At 41.9% G+C, this 15,141-nt stretch carries 15 protein-coding genes; all 15 read right to left on the minus strand.

Annotated elements, in window-relative coordinates:
- Window positions 1-13 precede the first annotated feature (13 nt).
- The 15 genes from CEF17_RS09660 to topA all read right to left on the minus strand — a co-directional run bounded on the left by CEF17_RS09660 (window position 14) and on the right by topA (window position 14,673).
- Window positions 14-595, minus strand: coding sequence for a MotE family protein (locus CEF17_RS09660; protein ID WP_100399344.1), 582 nt, complete (start codon window positions 593-595; stop codon window positions 14-16).
- Window positions 596-606: 11 nt separating this feature from the next.
- Window positions 607-1,044, minus strand: a complete 438-nt coding sequence (fliJ, locus tag CEF17_RS09665; RefSeq protein WP_100399345.1) for a flagellar export protein FliJ — start codon at window positions 1,042-1,044, stop codon at window positions 607-609.
- Complete coding sequence (gene fliI / locus CEF17_RS09670) at window positions 1,041-2,360, minus strand: flagellar protein export ATPase FliI (protein ID WP_100399346.1); 1,320 nt, start codon at window positions 2,358-2,360, stop codon at window positions 1,041-1,043. The genes fliJ and fliI overlap by 4 nt, the downstream gene beginning before the upstream one ends.
- Window positions 2,338-3,177 (minus strand): flagellar assembly protein FliH, encoded by an 840-nt coding sequence (gene fliH, locus CEF17_RS09675; protein WP_100399347.1) that lies wholly within the window; start codon window positions 3,175-3,177, stop codon window positions 2,338-2,340. Before fliH ends, fliI begins: the two co-directional genes overlap by 23 nt.
- The gene (fliG, locus tag CEF17_RS09680; protein WP_054635306.1) at window positions 3,161-4,174 is read right to left on the minus strand and encodes a flagellar motor switch protein FliG; all 1,014 of its coding nucleotides are present in this window, start codon (window positions 4,172-4,174) and stop codon (window positions 3,161-3,163) included. The genes fliH and fliG overlap by 17 nt, the downstream gene beginning before the upstream one ends.
- Window positions 4,175-4,185: 11 nt before the next feature.
- Window positions 4,186-5,769, minus strand: a complete 1,584-nt coding sequence (fliF, locus tag CEF17_RS09685) for a flagellar basal-body MS-ring/collar protein FliF (RefSeq protein WP_100399348.1) — start codon at window positions 5,767-5,769, stop codon at window positions 4,186-4,188.
- A 41-nt stretch (window positions 5,770-5,810) separates the two neighbouring features.
- Window positions 5,811-6,104 (minus strand): flagellar hook-basal body complex protein FliE, encoded by a 294-nt coding sequence (gene fliE / locus CEF17_RS09690; RefSeq protein WP_232725482.1) that lies wholly within the window; start codon window positions 6,102-6,104, stop codon window positions 5,811-5,813.
- Between the two features lie 18 nt (window positions 6,105-6,122).
- A complete protein-coding gene (gene flgC / locus CEF17_RS09695) occupies window positions 6,123-6,578 on the minus strand; it encodes a flagellar basal body rod protein FlgC (protein ID WP_100399350.1) in 456 nt (151 codons plus the stop codon).
- Window position 6,579: 1 nt separating this feature from the next.
- Window positions 6,580-6,978 carry a flagellar basal body rod protein FlgB gene (gene flgB / locus CEF17_RS09700; RefSeq protein WP_100399351.1) on the minus strand — a complete coding sequence of 133 codons (399 nt, stop codon included), beginning with the start codon at window positions 6,976-6,978 and terminating at the stop codon, window positions 6,580-6,582.
- A gap of 370 nt (window positions 6,979-7,348) precedes the next feature.
- The gene (codY, locus tag CEF17_RS09705) at window positions 7,349-8,128 is read right to left on the minus strand and encodes a GTP-sensing pleiotropic transcriptional regulator CodY (protein ID WP_100399352.1); all 780 of its coding nucleotides are present in this window, start codon (window positions 8,126-8,128) and stop codon (window positions 7,349-7,351) included.
- A 20-nt stretch (window positions 8,129-8,148) separates the two neighbouring features.
- Complete coding sequence (gene hslU / locus CEF17_RS09710) at window positions 8,149-9,543, minus strand: HslU--HslV peptidase ATPase subunit (protein ID WP_100399353.1); 1,395 nt, start codon at window positions 9,541-9,543, stop codon at window positions 8,149-8,151.
- A 57-nt stretch (window positions 9,544-9,600) separates the two neighbouring features.
- Window positions 9,601-10,143 carry an ATP-dependent protease subunit HslV gene (hslV, locus tag CEF17_RS09715; RefSeq protein ID WP_100399354.1) on the minus strand — a complete coding sequence of 181 codons (543 nt, stop codon included), beginning with the start codon at window positions 10,141-10,143 and terminating at the stop codon, window positions 9,601-9,603.
- Between the two features lie 18 nt (window positions 10,144-10,161).
- Window positions 10,162-11,073: a tyrosine recombinase XerC gene (gene xerC, locus CEF17_RS09720; protein WP_100399355.1), complete on the minus strand. Its 912-nt coding sequence runs from the start codon at window positions 11,071-11,073 to the stop codon at window positions 10,162-10,164.
- A gap of 63 nt (window positions 11,074-11,136) precedes the next feature.
- Window positions 11,137-12,441 carry an FADH(2)-oxidizing methylenetetrahydrofolate--tRNA-(uracil(54)-C(5))-methyltransferase TrmFO gene (gene trmFO / locus CEF17_RS09725; RefSeq protein WP_100399356.1) on the minus strand — a complete coding sequence of 435 codons (1,305 nt, stop codon included), beginning with the start codon at window positions 12,439-12,441 and terminating at the stop codon, window positions 11,137-11,139.
- 159 nt (window positions 12,442-12,600) lie between these two features.
- A complete protein-coding gene (topA, locus tag CEF17_RS09730; protein ID WP_100399357.1) occupies window positions 12,601-14,673 on the minus strand; it encodes a type I DNA topoisomerase in 2,073 nt (690 codons plus the stop codon).
- Window positions 14,674-15,141 lie beyond the last annotated feature (468 nt).

Raw genomic sequence — 15,141 nt, forward strand, 5'->3', positions numbered from 1 at the left:
TTCACCATATAGATCATTGATAAGATAAAGCTGCCATTACTTCAGCAGCCTGGTCCGGCTCCATCTTAGCTAAAATCTGCCCTCTGCTCTCAGTCCTCATCTCACTCATATGAATGATGATGTCAGCAGTACTCATCTCTCCTAAAATGGCTGCCGCTCTTTTGGGAGACATCGATTCATAAACCCTTGCAAGCTCTTTGACTTCAGCCTGTCCCCCCTCAATTTCTGCGTCTTCTTGCTCCTCATTTTCCTCTGCTTCTATATTTTCCTCCAGCTCTTGAAGGGCACCTTCACTCGCTTCAAGCTCCTGTTCTAGTTGATAGATTCTCTGTTCTTGCTCTTCAATGGTAGCAATCATATCCTCTCTTTCATGCTCTTCTGCTTCAGCTTCCTCTCTTGAATCTACAAGTGATGAAATAACCGGGATGTTAGATGCGATATTCCTGGCTGGTTCTGCAATACTAAAGCCGAGAAAAGAGAGAATCACAAGGCCCACAACCATGGCAAAAAAAACGGGAATGATAATAATAAGCAAAATCCATTGAAGCTTGCTTGCTCCTTCCTTTTCTTTATTATTTCCATTATTTTTACCCATTCTTTTTTCCCTCACCGTGCTGCATATTTCTGAATAGAAATTTCATCCATTATTTTCTCTTCTTCTTTTTTCAAGCCATACTCATACTCTCGTTTTTTTTGCTCACGAATCCTCTCATATTTCTTATACTCTATATAAGCGTACTGCATTTCATTTTTTTTGGAATTCATCAACACTCTGGCATGATCGGCTGAAACCTTTGCTTTCATGACGTCCTGGTGTAGAAGCATAAGAGAAGATTCTGCCGTTTGAAGTTCATGGATTGGCATGCCATTCTTCATTTTTTCTGCGTAAAAGGCTTCAGCCTCTTCTTTTCTTTTTAAGAGTTGATATAAATGGGTAGCTTTTTCCTCAAATTTAGTAACAGAACGGCTGTATTCCTCTTCAGCTGACACTCGGGCGTTTTCTTTCATTTCAAGTAATTTTTTCAATGAAAATTGAAAGCTCATACCTGAACTCCCCCTTCAAATCGCTTTTGTAGAGCCTTAATGATTTCTTCATATGTATATTTTTCATCTGTTCTTTGTTGAAGAAAGGTCAATATATCCGGGTAAGCATCGATCGCTTCATCTATGTGAGATGAAGAGCCTTTTTTATAGGCGCCTATATTGATGAGGTCTTCGGAATCGTAATACGTTGACAATAAATACCGCAGGTTTTCAGCTGACTCCTGGTGCGTTGAATGAGTGATATCTCCCATCACCCGGCTTATGCTTTTTAAAACGTGGATGGCTGGATAATGGCCTTTATTCGCTAACTCCCTGTCAAGCACCATATGTCCGTCTAAAATCCCTCTCACAGCATCTGCAATCGGTTCATTCATATCGTCTCCATCTACTAAGACCGTATAAAAAGCAGTGATTGACCCTCTCTCATCTGTTCCAGCTCTCTCTAAAAGTCTCGGAAGCATAGCAAAAACCGATGGAGTATATCCTTTGGTCGTAGGTGGCTCACCAATCGCCAAACCAACTTCTCTTTGAGCCATTGCAAAACGGGTGACAGAGTCCATAAGTAAATTGACATGAAGGCCTTGGCTCCGAAAATATTCCGCAATCGCTGTCGCGGTCATTGCTCCTTTAATCCTCATTAAAGCAGGCTGATCGGAGGTGGCAGCTACAATCACAGACTTTTTTAACCCTTCTTCTCCCAAATCGCGTTCAATAAAATCCTTTACTTCCCTTCCTCTTTCGCCAATTAAAGCAATTACATTCACATCAGCTTCAGAGTTTTTTGTAATCATAGCCAGCAATGTGCTTTTGCCGACTCCACTCCCTGCAAATATCCCGACACGCTGGCCCTTTCCTATAGTAAGAAGACCATCTATCGCTTTTACTCCTAGAGATAAAGGCTCTGTTATCCTTGGCCTTTGCATAGGGTTTGGCGGATCTTGTTCCGTAGGGACCGAGGAAAGCCCTTTAGGCAATTCTCTTCCACTTAGTAACTGTCCGCAGCCATCAAGCACTTCCCCTATCAGACTCCGGCCGGCTTTTATTTCCAAGGGCTTGCGGGTTGATTCTACCAGGCATCCGGGAGAAATGTTTTTCGTAGTTGTCAGAGGCATTAAGAGTACGCTTTTTTCTTTAAATCCAACAACTTCAGCCAGAACTGGTTCTTTGGCCTTTGAGACATGGATTTTGCATAAATCTCCTACTGAGGTATGAGGTCCTCTTGATTCAATAGTTAGCCCTACCACTCTTGTCACTTTTCCAAGTTTTTTATAAGGGCTTAATTCTTTAATTTCCTCAATGAGTTCGGCTGCTTTCATGAGCCTCCTCCTTCAGCACTTCCACCAGCTGCTCTTTTAGTTCCTTTAACTGACTATCCAATGAGGCATCCAGCCTTCCATAAGAGGTTTCAATCACACATCCTCCGGAATCTAACTGACTGTCAGGGTATATTCTGAGCATTTGTGAATAGCTGAGAAGCTCTTTGATTTCCTCAGTCTGCTGTTGTATTTGATCAAATCTGGATGGGGGAACAAATATGGTAACTTCTTCTTGCTCTTTCACTTCCAGGACAGCTTTCTTTACAATATCTGTCCACCTTTCAGGCTCCTCTTCGAGTGCCTGGTACAAGATGCGGTCTGCTACTGCAAGAGCGATATTTAAAATAACAGGCTCAGCCTCTTCAAGGTAACGGGTATATTCTTGCTTTGCCTGTTGAATTAAATGTTTAGCATCATCGACCGCAGTTACATACTCTTCCTTGCCTTCCTGTTTTCCAGCTTCATACCCTTCTAGAAAACCTTTCTCCCTTGCTTCTTCATACGCAAGCTGAATACGCTGCTTAGAACTTTCTTCTTCCTGGCTTACTGCCATTTGTATTCTGTCAGCTTCATCGTGAGCCTGTCTTATCATTCGTTCTTTCTCTTTTAAAGCTTCACTGATTATCTTTTCTTTTTCTTTCGCTGCTGTCGCTATCTCATCTTCTGGAGAATATTCTGATTGTGCAGGCCGAAATTCTTCCTTCCTCCCCCCTTGAGAAGTAGAAAGCTGCTTAATCAATATTTGCCTTGGCAAAGCTGTATGACTGGCATGAGGAAAATCTGCTTTCCCTTTGATCACCCTAAACGACAATGTCATCTCCACCCCCTCGCGCAATGACAATCTCGCCGGCTTCTTCTAAGGTCCTTACTGAACCTACAATTCTACTTTGAGCTTCTTCAACGTCACGAAGTCTCACAGGTCCCATAAACTCCATTTCTTCTTTAAATGTTTCAGACATTCGTTGCGACATATTATTAAAGATAATGTCCTTCACTTCATCACTTGCCACCTTAAGAGCGAGTTGAAGATCATCATTTTCCACTTCCCTGATCACCCTCTGAATTGAGCGGTTATCGAGTGTAACAATATCTTCAAATACAAACATTCTTTTCTTGATCTCGTCTGCTAACTCCGGATCTTGAATTTCCAGGGATTCCAGTATGGTGCGTTCTGTGCTCCGGTCTACGCTATTTAACACTTCCACAACAGATTCCACCCCTCCAGCTTCCGTATAATCCTGCACCACTGTTGCAGAGAGTTTCTTTTCAAGTATGGATTCCACTTCATTCACAATTTCCGGTGAAGTGCTATCCATCAGAGCAATTCTTTTTGCAACATCAGCTTGAAGCTCCTCGGGAAGCTCCGATAAGATCTGGCCGGCTTGAACAGATTCTAAGTAAGAAAGAATTAAAGCAATGGTCTGTGGGTGTTCGTTCTGAATAAAATTTAAAATCTGAGACGGGTCAGCCTTGCGGGCAAAATCAAATGGCCTGACTTGCAGGGTGGAGGTAAGACGCTCAATAACCTCCATCGCCTCATTTTCTCCAAGAGCTTTCTCCAATACGCTTTTCGCGTAACCAATGCCTCCTTGGGAAATATAATCCTGCGCCATCACAATTTGATGAAATTCCTCAAGGACAGTGGCCTTTATTTCACTTTCCACTTTTCGCACGTTTGCTATTTCTAACGTTACCTTTTCAATCTCTTCTTCTGTTAATTGCTTATACACCTGAGCCGACACATCAGGACCCAATGAAATGAGAAGGATAGCAGCTTTTTGTTTTCCCGTTAACCCGCTTTTTTTCTTAATCATTTTCCACCCTCCTAATCATCTGAAAGCCAAGTGCGCAGTAATTTAGAAAATTCTTCCGGCCGCTCTTTAGCCATTCTTTCAAGCTGCTTTCTTTTTGCCTCTTCTTCTGTTTCTTCCGGCTCTGGCAAGTTTTCATATTCACTGGAAATTGTAGTTTCCATCAATTCTTCTTCCTCAATTACTTGTCTTCTGGATCGGAGGAGAAGAATTATAAGTAAAATGATGACTGCTACTAACACGCCGCCTGTAATATAAAGCCACACAGAAATACCTGCACCTTGCTCAGGCTCCATTTCAACTTTTCCAATAAATGGCTGAGAGGAAACAAAGATCTTATCCTCAATATCAGCTTCCGTAAGATCAGCTGTATATTCCTGGTCTATGCTTGTTCTCACAATGGTTCCCAATATTTCTTGTATGTCGTTAATACGATCTGCCGGAAGAGTAGCCGGATCTTCAGGGTCGGGAGGCTCAACCATAACCTGGACACCGATATCCCTGATTTTATAAGGGCTTTCTACTATTTCCCGATGGATACGGTTCACTTCATTATTGATTCGATCTTCTATTCTTTCGTATTCCCCCTCCCCTGCTCCAGCTCCTGCGGGAAAAGCAGGGATATCCTCTTCATCTGCACCAACAACACCGCCATCTGGTGCACCGTTTCCTTCATAAGTTTCTGTTATCCTTTCTACACTTACTGCAATGCCTTCCATATTTTCTTCATCAACTGGCTCAACAAGAGACTCTTCTCGATTCTCTTGAGTAAAGTCTATATCCGTTGTCACAGAAACGAGAACTTTATCCTGGCCCATCATGGTACCGAGCATTTGCTGCAGCTCTCTTTGAATATCTTGTTCAACTTCACGCTGAATGGAACGCTGCTGGTCAAATGCAGATAAAGTACTGTCTGTTTGATGGTCTTCATAATAATAATGTTCAAACATCTGGTTCATGATGACGATATTATCCACAGGAAGGCTTGGGACACTTTTTGAAACCAGGTGGTACAATGACCGAACTTGCTGCTGGTCGGGCTGATATCCCCCAGCAGTATGAAGAACGATCGAAGCCGAGGCTTCCCCAGGCTGATCCGATACCCATGTCGATTCTTCAGGAAGAGTGATCATTACATTCGCCTGATTCACCCCGTCAATTCCCCGAATTAAATTTGCCAGTTCTGTCTGCATGGCCGCTCTTTCCATCACTGAAAATTCGCTGTCTGTCATTCCAAAACCCATTCGGTCCTCGACAAATGAGTAATCGATGGAGCCGCTTTGAGGGATTCCTTCAGCTGCCAGTTCCACTTTCAGAGTATCGACTAACGCCTCTGGCACTTTTATCGTTGTCCCGTCATCTGACACTTGAGAAGAAATGCCTCGTGCATCGAGAGTTTCTTTAATCTGCCCTGTTTCCTGTACTGTTAAGTTTGAGTAAAGCGGCGTGTATGTAGACCGGGTGCTAAAGAGAATGGCCAGAACCATCAGGATAATTAAAAAAGAGAGAATCCCAATGAAAGCTAATTTTTGTTGTTTAGTTCTTTGCTGCCAATATTCAATTGTTTTATTTTTGTAAGTAAGAAATTTCTCGTTCATGCCGCCTCCAGCTCCCGCACCTTCAATAAATAATTATTCTATTACACTTGCATTCTCATGACTTCCTGATAGGCTTCAATTACTTTGTTTCTAACCTCCACAGTGGCCTGTAAGGAAATGCTTGATTTCTGAGCAGCTATCATCACGTCATGTAAGTCTTCTGCTTTTCCTGCAGCCAGCTTTTCAGTCATTTTGTCAGATTCTTTCATCGTCTCATTGACCTGGCTTAATGCATGGTTAAAGGATTCCTTAAATGACTGATGAGCTTCAGCGGGCGTTTTTTTCGTTTGCATGTTATCAAGAGTCCTGCTGTCACCGATTGAATACAATTCCATCTCCATTCCTCCTTGTTATTAGCCTCTTCCTATTTCAAGAGCTTTAAGCATCATATTTTTTGAACTATTCATTACTGTGACATTTGCTTCATAGGAGCGAGTAGCTCCCATTATATTTACCATCTCTTTTAACGGGTCCACATTTGGCATGGCTACGTATCCTTCTTCGTCAGCATCCGGGTGTTCCGGTTGATACACCTGTCGAAAAGGAGATTCATCTTCCACAATCTCAGTTACTTTCACCCCACCGCCAGCCCGTTGATTGCTTTTTAGAGCTTGTTGAAATTGGGAAGCAAAATTACTGCTATTAGGTGCGAAAGCCACATTTTTTCTGCGGTACGGTTCCCATTCCCCATTTACAAAAGCGCCCCGGGTGGACTCAGCGTTAGCCATATTTGCAGCAGCCACATCCATCCGCAGGCGCTGGGACGTAAGAGCCGAGGCAGAAGAGTTTATTCCTTGAAACAGTGACATGTTATCGCCCTCCTCGTATAGCAGTTTGAAGACTATTAAATTTTCCGTTCATTCGTTCTATTAACCCGTTATAATAAATCTGATTTTTGGATAATTCAGCCATCTCATAATCTATATCCACGTTATTAAGGTTATGATTGAACGCACTATGCTGGTTCACGGTCGTATAGACCCCTTTTTGAGACCCTCCAAAATCAAGGTGGCGATCATCTGTTTTATGAGATTGCAAATTCAGGTTTTGAAGTGATTCATTAAGGGTATGTTTAAAATGTGTCTTTTTTGCTTTGTAATGAGGAGTGTCAATATTAGCTATATTGTCAGCAATGTTCTTTTGCTGCTTTGATGCTCCATGAAGCCCTTGTCCTAAAAGCTGAAAGGTGGAGTTATTAAAAATATTCATTACTTCCCCTCCAAATTATGTATGACATTTTTCCTACCGAACAGGATATTTGGCGTTTTTTGTAAAAATAACAGGCAAAACGCAGGACCATAGGCTAAATTGTATTAAAATATGTGAGGGATGTCTAACTTTCTTCTTAATATTTTCTATATCACTAGCAAAGACCCAACCGCATTGATCTATAAGAATCAGTACCTTTGAACTAATAATGTTCCATATTTTTGGTTACAATCTGTTTTTTTCTTAATAGAAGAGGAGCAATGTCCTTCTTTTTGCACAAATGGTCTTATGAAGGTATGAAATCGCTTTCTTTATGATCTAAAAAAACCAGGGAGCACAATGCTCCCTGGTTTTTTTAGATTCTATTTAATCAGCTTGTTTTTAACTTCTCCAACTCCACTAAAAATTTATCGTTTAAGATCTTTATATACGTTCCTTTCATCCCTAGTGAGCGGGACTCAATAACTCCTGCACTTTCCAGCTTACGTAGTGCATTAACAATTACCGAGCGGGTAATCCCTACACGGTCTGCGATTTTACTCGCTACAAGAAGTCCTTCTTTTCCATCGAGCTCTTCAAAAATATGTTCAACAGCTTCCAGTTCACTATAAGACAAAGAACTGATAGCCATTTGTACGACAGCCTTGCTTCGTGCTTCCTCTTCAATCTCCTGTGTTTTTTCATGGAGGATTTCCATACCAACTACAGTCGCACCGTACTCGGCAAGAATGAGATCGTCATCGTCAAATGAATCATTAAGACGGGCAAGCACTAACGTTCCTAACCGCTGTCCTCCCCCAATGATCGGCACGATGGTGGTTAAACCTGAGCTGAATAGGTCACGGTTCTCAATAGGGAATGCTGTATAATCACTATTTACATCCAGGTTGGGAGATGTTTCCTCAATCTTAAAAAGTCCGGTTGTGTACTCTTCTGGAAACTTCCGTTCTTCAAGCATCTGTTGCATGCGATCGTTCTCTATTTCCTGCTTCAACGAATAACCCAATAACTTTCCTCGACGGCTGACTACAAAGATATTGGCATCAATGACCTCACTCATTGTTTCAGCCATATCTTTAAAATTCACATGGTCTCCAGCTGTTTTTTGCAGCATATCATTAATCTTTCTTGATCTATTTAATAGATCCATACCATTTTCCTCCTGACATCCTATAAAATATATTGACTCATATCTCGATCTTTTGTGATGGAAGACAGCTTTTCCTCTACATACTCTGGTGTGATAGTGATTTTTTCTAAGGCGATATCAGGGGCTTCAAATGATAAATCCTCCAGCAAACGTTCCAGCAGCGTATGGAGCCGACGCGCCCCGATATTCTCCGTGTTTTGATTCACACTTTGTGCCATTTCAGCGATTTTACGTACAGCATCGTCAGAAAATTCCACATTTATACCTTCTGTTCCTAATAAAGCTTGATATTGTTTCAAAAGGGCATTTGTCGGTTCTGTTAGAATGCGCACAAAATCTTCTATTGTTAAGCTGGACAGCTCTACCCTTATTGGAAACCTCCCCTGCAGCTCAGGGATTAAATCAGAAGGCTTTGCAATATGAAAAGCGCCAGCTGCCACAAATAACATATGGTCTGTTTTTACCGGACCAAATTTTGTGCTTACCGTAGAACCTTCCACAACAGGAAGAATGTCTCTTTGCACCCCTTCTCGGGACACATCCGCATTTCCTCCTTGCTGCTTCGCTGCCACTTTATCAATTTCATCTATGAAAATGATACCCAGCTGTTCAGCCTTTGAAACAGCCTCTTGGGAAACCTCATCCATATCAATGAGCTTTTGAGCTTCGTCTTCAATGAGAAGCTTCCTGGCTTCCCTTACTGCAAGCCGGCGTTTTTTCTTTTTCTTTGGCATCATATTTCCAAGCATTTCTTGCATATTCATGCCCATCTGCTCCATGCCAGCGCCTTGAAACATATCCATAAAGGATTGTGTCTGCTCCTCTACCTCTACTGTGACAAGGTGATCCTCAAGCTCACCCATCGCCAGCTGATGAGCAAGCTGCCTTCTCTTTTGTGAAACAGTTTGGTCTTCCTCTTCTGTTTCTTCTGACTGCTTCTCCTGTTGCTGAAAAATCATTTCGAAAGGATTGGAAAATTGCTGATTTTGTTTTTTGGCGGCAGGAGCCAAAAGTTTGACAAGCTTTTTGTTGGCCAGCTCTTCAGCCTGTTTTCTTACCTCCGACATCTTCTCTTCTTTCACAAGACGAGCAGCTGATTCCACCAAGTCCCTTACCATTGATTCGACATCACGTCCTACATAACCAACTTCAGTAAATTTGGTCGCTTCGACTTTAATGAAAGGAGCTCCTACAAGTTTTGCCAGACGTCTTGCAATTTCTGTCTTTCCTACTCCTGTCGGACCAATCATTAAAATATTCTTAGGCGTGATATCATCTTTTAGACTCTCTTCTAGCTTACTGCGACGGTACCTGTTTCGTAAAGCAACAGCTACTGAACGTTTTGCGTCTTTTTGACCCACAATGTATTGATCAAGCTTTTCAACAATCTGTCTTGGGCTTAATGGGGTTTCCAAACGGGTTCTCCCCTTTCATCAAAATTTGTTGAACATAAAGCATCCGGAGCCAAGGCCTTATATTTCCTCAACAACAAGCTGATCATTTGTAAACACGCAGATATCGCCAGCGGTTTTCAGGGATTCTTCAGCCATTTCCTTTGCACTCATATGAGTGGCATTTCTTTTTAGTGCTCTTCCAGCTGCTAAAGCAAAATTTCCTCCTGAGCCGATTGCTAATATCCCATCATCTGGCTCAATCACCTCACCAGTGCCTGAAACTAAGAGGATGGTCTCTTTATCCATCACAATCAACATGGCCTCCAAACGCCTTAATACCTTATCACTGCGCCATTCCTTAGCTAGCTCTACAGCAGCTCTTTTTAAATCACCGCTAAACTCCTGAAGCTTCACTTCAAACTTCTCAAACAGAGTGAACGCGTCTGCTACCGAACCGGCAAACCCGGCAAGTACTTTGCCATTGTAGATTTTTCTTACTTTTTTTGCTGTATGTTTCATCACCACCGACTGTCCAAAGGTTACCTGGCCATCTCCTGCCATCGCCCCTTTTCCATTATGGTGGACTGCAAATATGGTGGTCGCATGAAAGGATTGTTCCATGAATGACTCCCCCTTTGTTTAGGCACGCGGATGTGCCTGTTGGTAGACATTTTTTAACCGTTCTTTCGTTACATGGGTATACAGCTGGGTTGTTGATAGATTTTCATGTCCCAGAAGATCCTGTACGGCTCTGATATCCGCACCATTATCTAGTAAATGTGTAGCAAACGTATGCCTGAGAGAATGGGGAGAGGCATGAAGAGTTAACGAAACCTTTTTCATTCGTTTCGTAACCACATGGCGGATTCCTCTGTCTGTTATCGGAGTGCCGAGATGATTCAAAAATAGGTATTCTGAATCTTTTTGACTTGATTTCTTAAGTAAATGCAACCTTCCATTCTGTGTATACCGGTCAATGGCATCAAGAGCAAACGATCCAATCGGGGTATATCGCTCCTTATTGCCTTTCCCTTTCACAAAAATGGTTCCTAAAGAAAAATCAATATGAGAAAGCTTTACATTGCAGCATTCGCTGACTCGTATTCCTGTGGCATAAAGGATCTCAAACAATGCAAGATCCCGCTGGTCCAGGGCTTTAGAAGCATCAAATGATTGAAAGAGTGCTTCTAACTCCTTGGCATATAAAAAATGAGGGAGCCTCAGCTCCTTTTTCGGGAGCGTGGTTAAAGCAAAGGGATTCTCAGTTATCAGCCCTTCCCTCATTAGATATTTATAAAACGTCCGCAAGGCCGAAATTTTTCGGGAAAGCGAGGTGCGTTTGTACCCTTTATCGTATAAATGGGTAAAATACAAACGAACAAGGCGGTCATCGGCCTCTTTTGGGCTTGATACCGCCTCTGCATCCAAAAACTTTTCAAAATCAGACAGATCAAGGGAATATGCTTCCAATGTCATTGGAGAAGCATTTTTTTCGACCTGCATATATTTAAAAAAATTCTCTCCTAGAGCTTGAAAGGGCGCCTCTTTCATTACACCACCTCACAAAAGCTATTAAATTTTACCATACCTGTTTTTGGAGAGCAAGGAAGATGTTTATCTTTTCACAAAATTCTGAATCGCTCCCAATGCTCGCTGAGCTAATTGTTCATTTCTTTCTTTTTTATTTTTTATTCTATTCTCAAGCGGCGGAAGAAGCCCGAAATTTGCATTCATTGGCTGAAAATTATCCGGGTTGGCTGTTGTAATGTAATTGGCCATGGCTCCTAATATGGTTTCTTGTGGAAGTACAGCAAGCTCTTCTCCCTGGACGAACCGAGCTGCATTGATTCCGGCAATCAATCCTGCAGCAGCTGATTCCACGTAACCCTCTACTCCAGTAATTTGTCCTGCAAAAAACAAATCCTCCCGATCTTTGAACTGGTAGGTCGGCTTTAATACGTTTGGTGAGTTAATAAAGGTGTTGCGATGCATCACGCCGTATCTGACCACTTCGGCATTTTCCAATCCCGGGATTTTTCTGATTACTTCTTTTTGGGGTCCCCACTTTAAGTGAGTTTGAAAGCCGACTATATTGTAAAGAGTGCCTGACTGATTATCCTGCCGTAACTGCACAACAGCGTATGGCCGCTTTCCTGTTTCAGGATGTTCAAGGCCGACGGGCTTCATCGGACCAAAAAGCATGGTCTTTTTTCCTCTTTTAGCCATGATCTCGATAGGCATGCAGCCCTCAAAGAAGATTTCTTTTTCAAATTCTTTCAATGGAACTGTTTCAGCTGAAGTTAACGCCTCATAAAACTCATCAAATTCTTCTTCTGTCATTGGACAGTTAATATAAGCAGCTTCTCCTTTATCATATCTTGATTTAAGATAAGCTTTATTCATATCTATGCTGTCCGTTTCAATAATGGGTGCTGCAGCATCATAGAAATAAAGGTATTCTTCACCTGTTAAATCCTTTATCGTCTGAGAGAGACCTTCTGTAGTTAATGGACCCGTTGCTATAATCGTCGGTCCTTCAGGAAGGCTGGTAATTTCTTCGTGAATGACTTCCACATTTGGATGTTCTTTCACCCGAGAAGTGACAAGCCCTGCAAATTCATGGCGGTCAACAGCTAAGGCTCCACCGGCAGGTACGGAACAATCATCTGCAGAACGAATGATTACAGAATCCATTTCTCTCATTTCTTCTTTTAACACACCTACTGCATTTGTCAGACCGTTTGCTCTCAAGGAGTTGCTGCAGACAAGCTCGGCGAACTTATCCGTGTGGTGAGCTGGAGTCTGTTTTACAGGTCTCATTTCATACAATTTTACTTGGATACCTCTTTTGGCAAGCTGCCATGCAGCTTCACTTCCTGCCAGACCGGCTCCTATCACATTAACTGTCGTGTTCATCATTCTAAAACTCCATTCTATATACTTGCTTCTTAATATATTATGCTGTTGGCATCATTTTCAACTTTACAAGCTATTCTAAAAGAACATAGGAAAGCCCCTTTTTTAGAAAAGGGGTTTCTCCTACTTACTATACCGATTTCATTTTTGTTTCACAAGAGATTAGTTCGGCTCTTCCTTGTAATCACATTCAGCGCATTGTACATGAACGCCCTTTTTCGTTTTCTTTTCCACAAGAAGCCCTTCGCATTTCGGGCAAGGACGGGATATTGGTTTATCCCAGGAGACAAACTCGCATTCTGGATAGCGGTCACAACCATAAAACGTCCGGCGTTTTTTGCTTTTTCTTTCCACGATATTACCTTCTTTACAGCTTGGGCATTTGACGCCAATATCCTTTACGATTGCTTTTGTATTTCGACAGTCAGGAAAATTGGAGCATGCCATAAACTTTCCGTAACGCCCCATCTTATAGACCATTTCGTGTCCGCACTTCTCACAGTCTTCTCCAGCCGGTTCATCTTTGATTTCAACTTCCTTCATTTCTTCTTCTGCCACGGTAAGCCGCTTTTCAAAGTCCTGGTAGAAGGTATCAATAATCCTGATCCAGTCTTCTCGTCCTTCTTCAATGTAGTCTAAATCGTTTTCCATTTTCGCTGTAAATTCAACATCAAGAATTTCCGGGAAAAATTCAACGATCAATTCAAGAACGATCTCGCCAAGTTCTGTCGGAACAAACCTTTTATCCTCAAGAGCCACATATCCTCTTCTCTGGATCGTGTCAAGGGTTGGGGCATAGGTAGACGGCCGCCCGATTCCAAGCTCCTCCATTGTACGTACCAGTCTTGCTTCCGTATAGCGCGGAGGCGGCTGAGTAAAGTGCTGATTCGGTTCAAGCTCCTCTTTCTTCACCGTTTCTCCTTCTTTTAAATCAGGAAGGAACTTATCTTCTTCTTTCTTTCCATCATCATTACCTTCAACATAAACTTTCATGAAGCCTGGAAACTTAACCTTTGACCCAGTGGCCCGAAATATCACACCCTCATTCGTAAGGTCTACTGTCATCGTATCCATTACAGCGGGAGCCATTTCGCTTGCAACAAGCCTTTCCCAGATTAACTTGTAGAGGCGGAACTGATCACGGCTCAAATACTGTTTGATTGTTTTGGGATCTTTCAGTACAGAGGTAGGACGAACAGCTTCGTGAGCGTCCTGTGACTTATTGTCTTTCTTTTGTGATTTTTTACCTCCGCCGATGTACTCTTTGCCATACGTATCTTGAATGTATTGTTTTGTTTCCTCTTTCGCTGTATCAGAAATCCGGGTAGAGTCTGTTCTCATATAGGTAATTAACCCTATTGTCCCTTCTTTGCCAATATCGATACCTTCATAAAGCTGCTGAGCAATCATCATTGTTTTCTTTGCCCTGAAATTCAGTTTTCTGGCAGCTTCCTGCTGAAGAGAAGAGGTTGTAAACGGCAACACAGGATTTCTTCGGCGCTCTCGCTTTTTTACAGAATCAATAAGAAACTCGTCTCCCTTTAGTTTCCTTAACACATTCTGTACATCTTCTTCTGAGTTCAGTTCGAGTTTTTTTCCATCCTGGCCGTAGAATTTTGCTTCAAATGATTCTTTTCCGTAAAGAAATGAGCCTTTAATACTCCAATATTCTTCCGGGACAAATTCTTTTATTTCTTTTTCACGCTCAATAATCATCTTGACTGCAATGGACTGAACTCTTCCGGCACTTAACCCCTTCTTTACTTTCTTCCATAAAAGAGGGCTGATGTTATAGCCGACTAGCCGGTCAAGAATCCTTCGTGCCTGCTGAGCGTCAACTAAATCCATGTTAATCGGGCGTGGATGCTTAAATGCATCCTTAATTGCAGTCTTGGTAATTTCGTTAAATACTACTCTGCAATCGGAATCTTCGTCGATATCCAGGCTGTGAGCGAGGTGCCAGGCTATGGCTTCCCCTTCTCTGTCGGGGTCAGCTGCTAAATAAATCTTTTTAACTTTTTTAGCAGCGGTCTTTAATTCTTTTAAGACCGGGCCTTTTCCCCTTATGGTAATGTATTTTGGTTCGTACTGATTAGTTGTGTCTACTCCCATTTGACTTTTTGGTAGATCCCGGACGTGACCCATTGATGCTTTCACGATGTATTTTTTTCCAAGATATTTACCGATCGTTTTTGCTTTAGCGGGAGATTCAACGATTACTAAATAATCTGCCATTTCTTTTGTGTTCTCCCCCTTTGGAGTTATAAATCTTCATTAGTATCAATCACCGCATTTGTCTTTGTCAAATTTCTTATTTCATGTGTTCTGTTTATCCGATACTTAAAGTAAATTCTAAGTGCCACTATACTGGTCCCTGTCAGCCAGGCGCAAAGAGTGATAAATCACAATCATTTTTTCACAGTTTATGGTTTATGTCTACCCAAAAATTTCTTAAAGCATATTTTTCATTCCTTTCATTGCCAATTTTATTCCTTACTATTCTATTTTTTTCCTTTTAATTTGCTCTTTTTTACTTTTATAAAAAATGTTGAACACTTTGTTGTTAGTTTTCGTTAAGAGACGCTTGCTTGCACCTTTTGGTACAAGTACGACATCCATTCATGTTTCACTCTTTCCCAATCAAGGTGTCACTATGCCTCGGGCATGGCTTCGCTTCCTCAGCAAACCCTTGCGGGATCTTTG

Source organism: Bacillus sp. FJAT-44742 (assembly GCF_002797315.1).
GTDB lineage: Bacteria > Bacillota > Bacilli > Bacillales > Marinococcaceae > Thalassorhabdus > Thalassorhabdus alkalitolerans.

Coding starts and splice junctions, on each gene's coding strand:
- fliJ (WP_100399345.1), bottom strand. CDS start 1,044: ATGAGCTTTCAATTTTCATTGAAAAAATTACTTGAAATGAAAGAAAAC.
- fliF (WP_100399348.1), bottom strand. CDS start 5,769: ATGAACGAGAAATTTCTTACTTACAAAAATAAAACAATTGAATATTGG.
- fliG (WP_054635306.1), bottom strand. CDS start 4,174: ATGATTAAGAAAAAAAGCGGGTTAACGGGAAAACAAAAAGCTGCTATC.
- fliH (WP_100399347.1), bottom strand. CDS start 3,177: ATGACATTGTCGTTTAGGGTGATCAAAGGGAAAGCAGATTTTCCTCAT.
- topA (WP_100399357.1), bottom strand. CDS start 14,673: ATGGCAGATTATTTAGTAATCGTTGAATCTCCCGCTAAAGCAAAAACG.
- flgB (WP_100399351.1), bottom strand. CDS start 6,978: ATGAATATTTTTAATAACTCCACCTTTCAGCTTTTAGGACAAGGGCTT.
- fliI (WP_100399346.1), bottom strand. CDS start 2,360: ATGAAAGCAGCCGAACTCATTGAGGAAATTAAAGAATTAAGCCCTTAT.
- hslV (WP_100399354.1), bottom strand. CDS start 10,143: ATGGAACAATCCTTTCATGCGACCACCATATTTGCAGTCCACCATAAT.
- fliE (WP_232725482.1), bottom strand. CDS start 6,104: ATGGAATTGTATTCAATCGGTGACAGCAGGACTCTTGATAACATGCAA.
- xerC (WP_100399355.1), bottom strand. CDS start 11,073: ATGAAAGAGGCGCCCTTTCAAGCTCTAGGAGAGAATTTTTTTAAATAT.
- codY (WP_100399352.1), bottom strand. CDS start 8,128: ATGGATCTATTAAATAGATCAAGAAAGATTAATGATATGCTGCAAAAA.
- trmFO (WP_100399356.1), bottom strand. CDS start 12,441: ATGATGAACACGACAGTTAATGTGATAGGAGCCGGTCTGGCAGGAAGT.
- flgC (WP_100399350.1), bottom strand. CDS start 6,578: ATGTCACTGTTTCAAGGAATAAACTCTTCTGCCTCGGCTCTTACGTCC.
- CEF17_RS09660 (WP_100399344.1), bottom strand. CDS start 595: ATGGGTAAAAATAATGGAAATAATAAAGAAAAGGAAGGAGCAAGCAAG.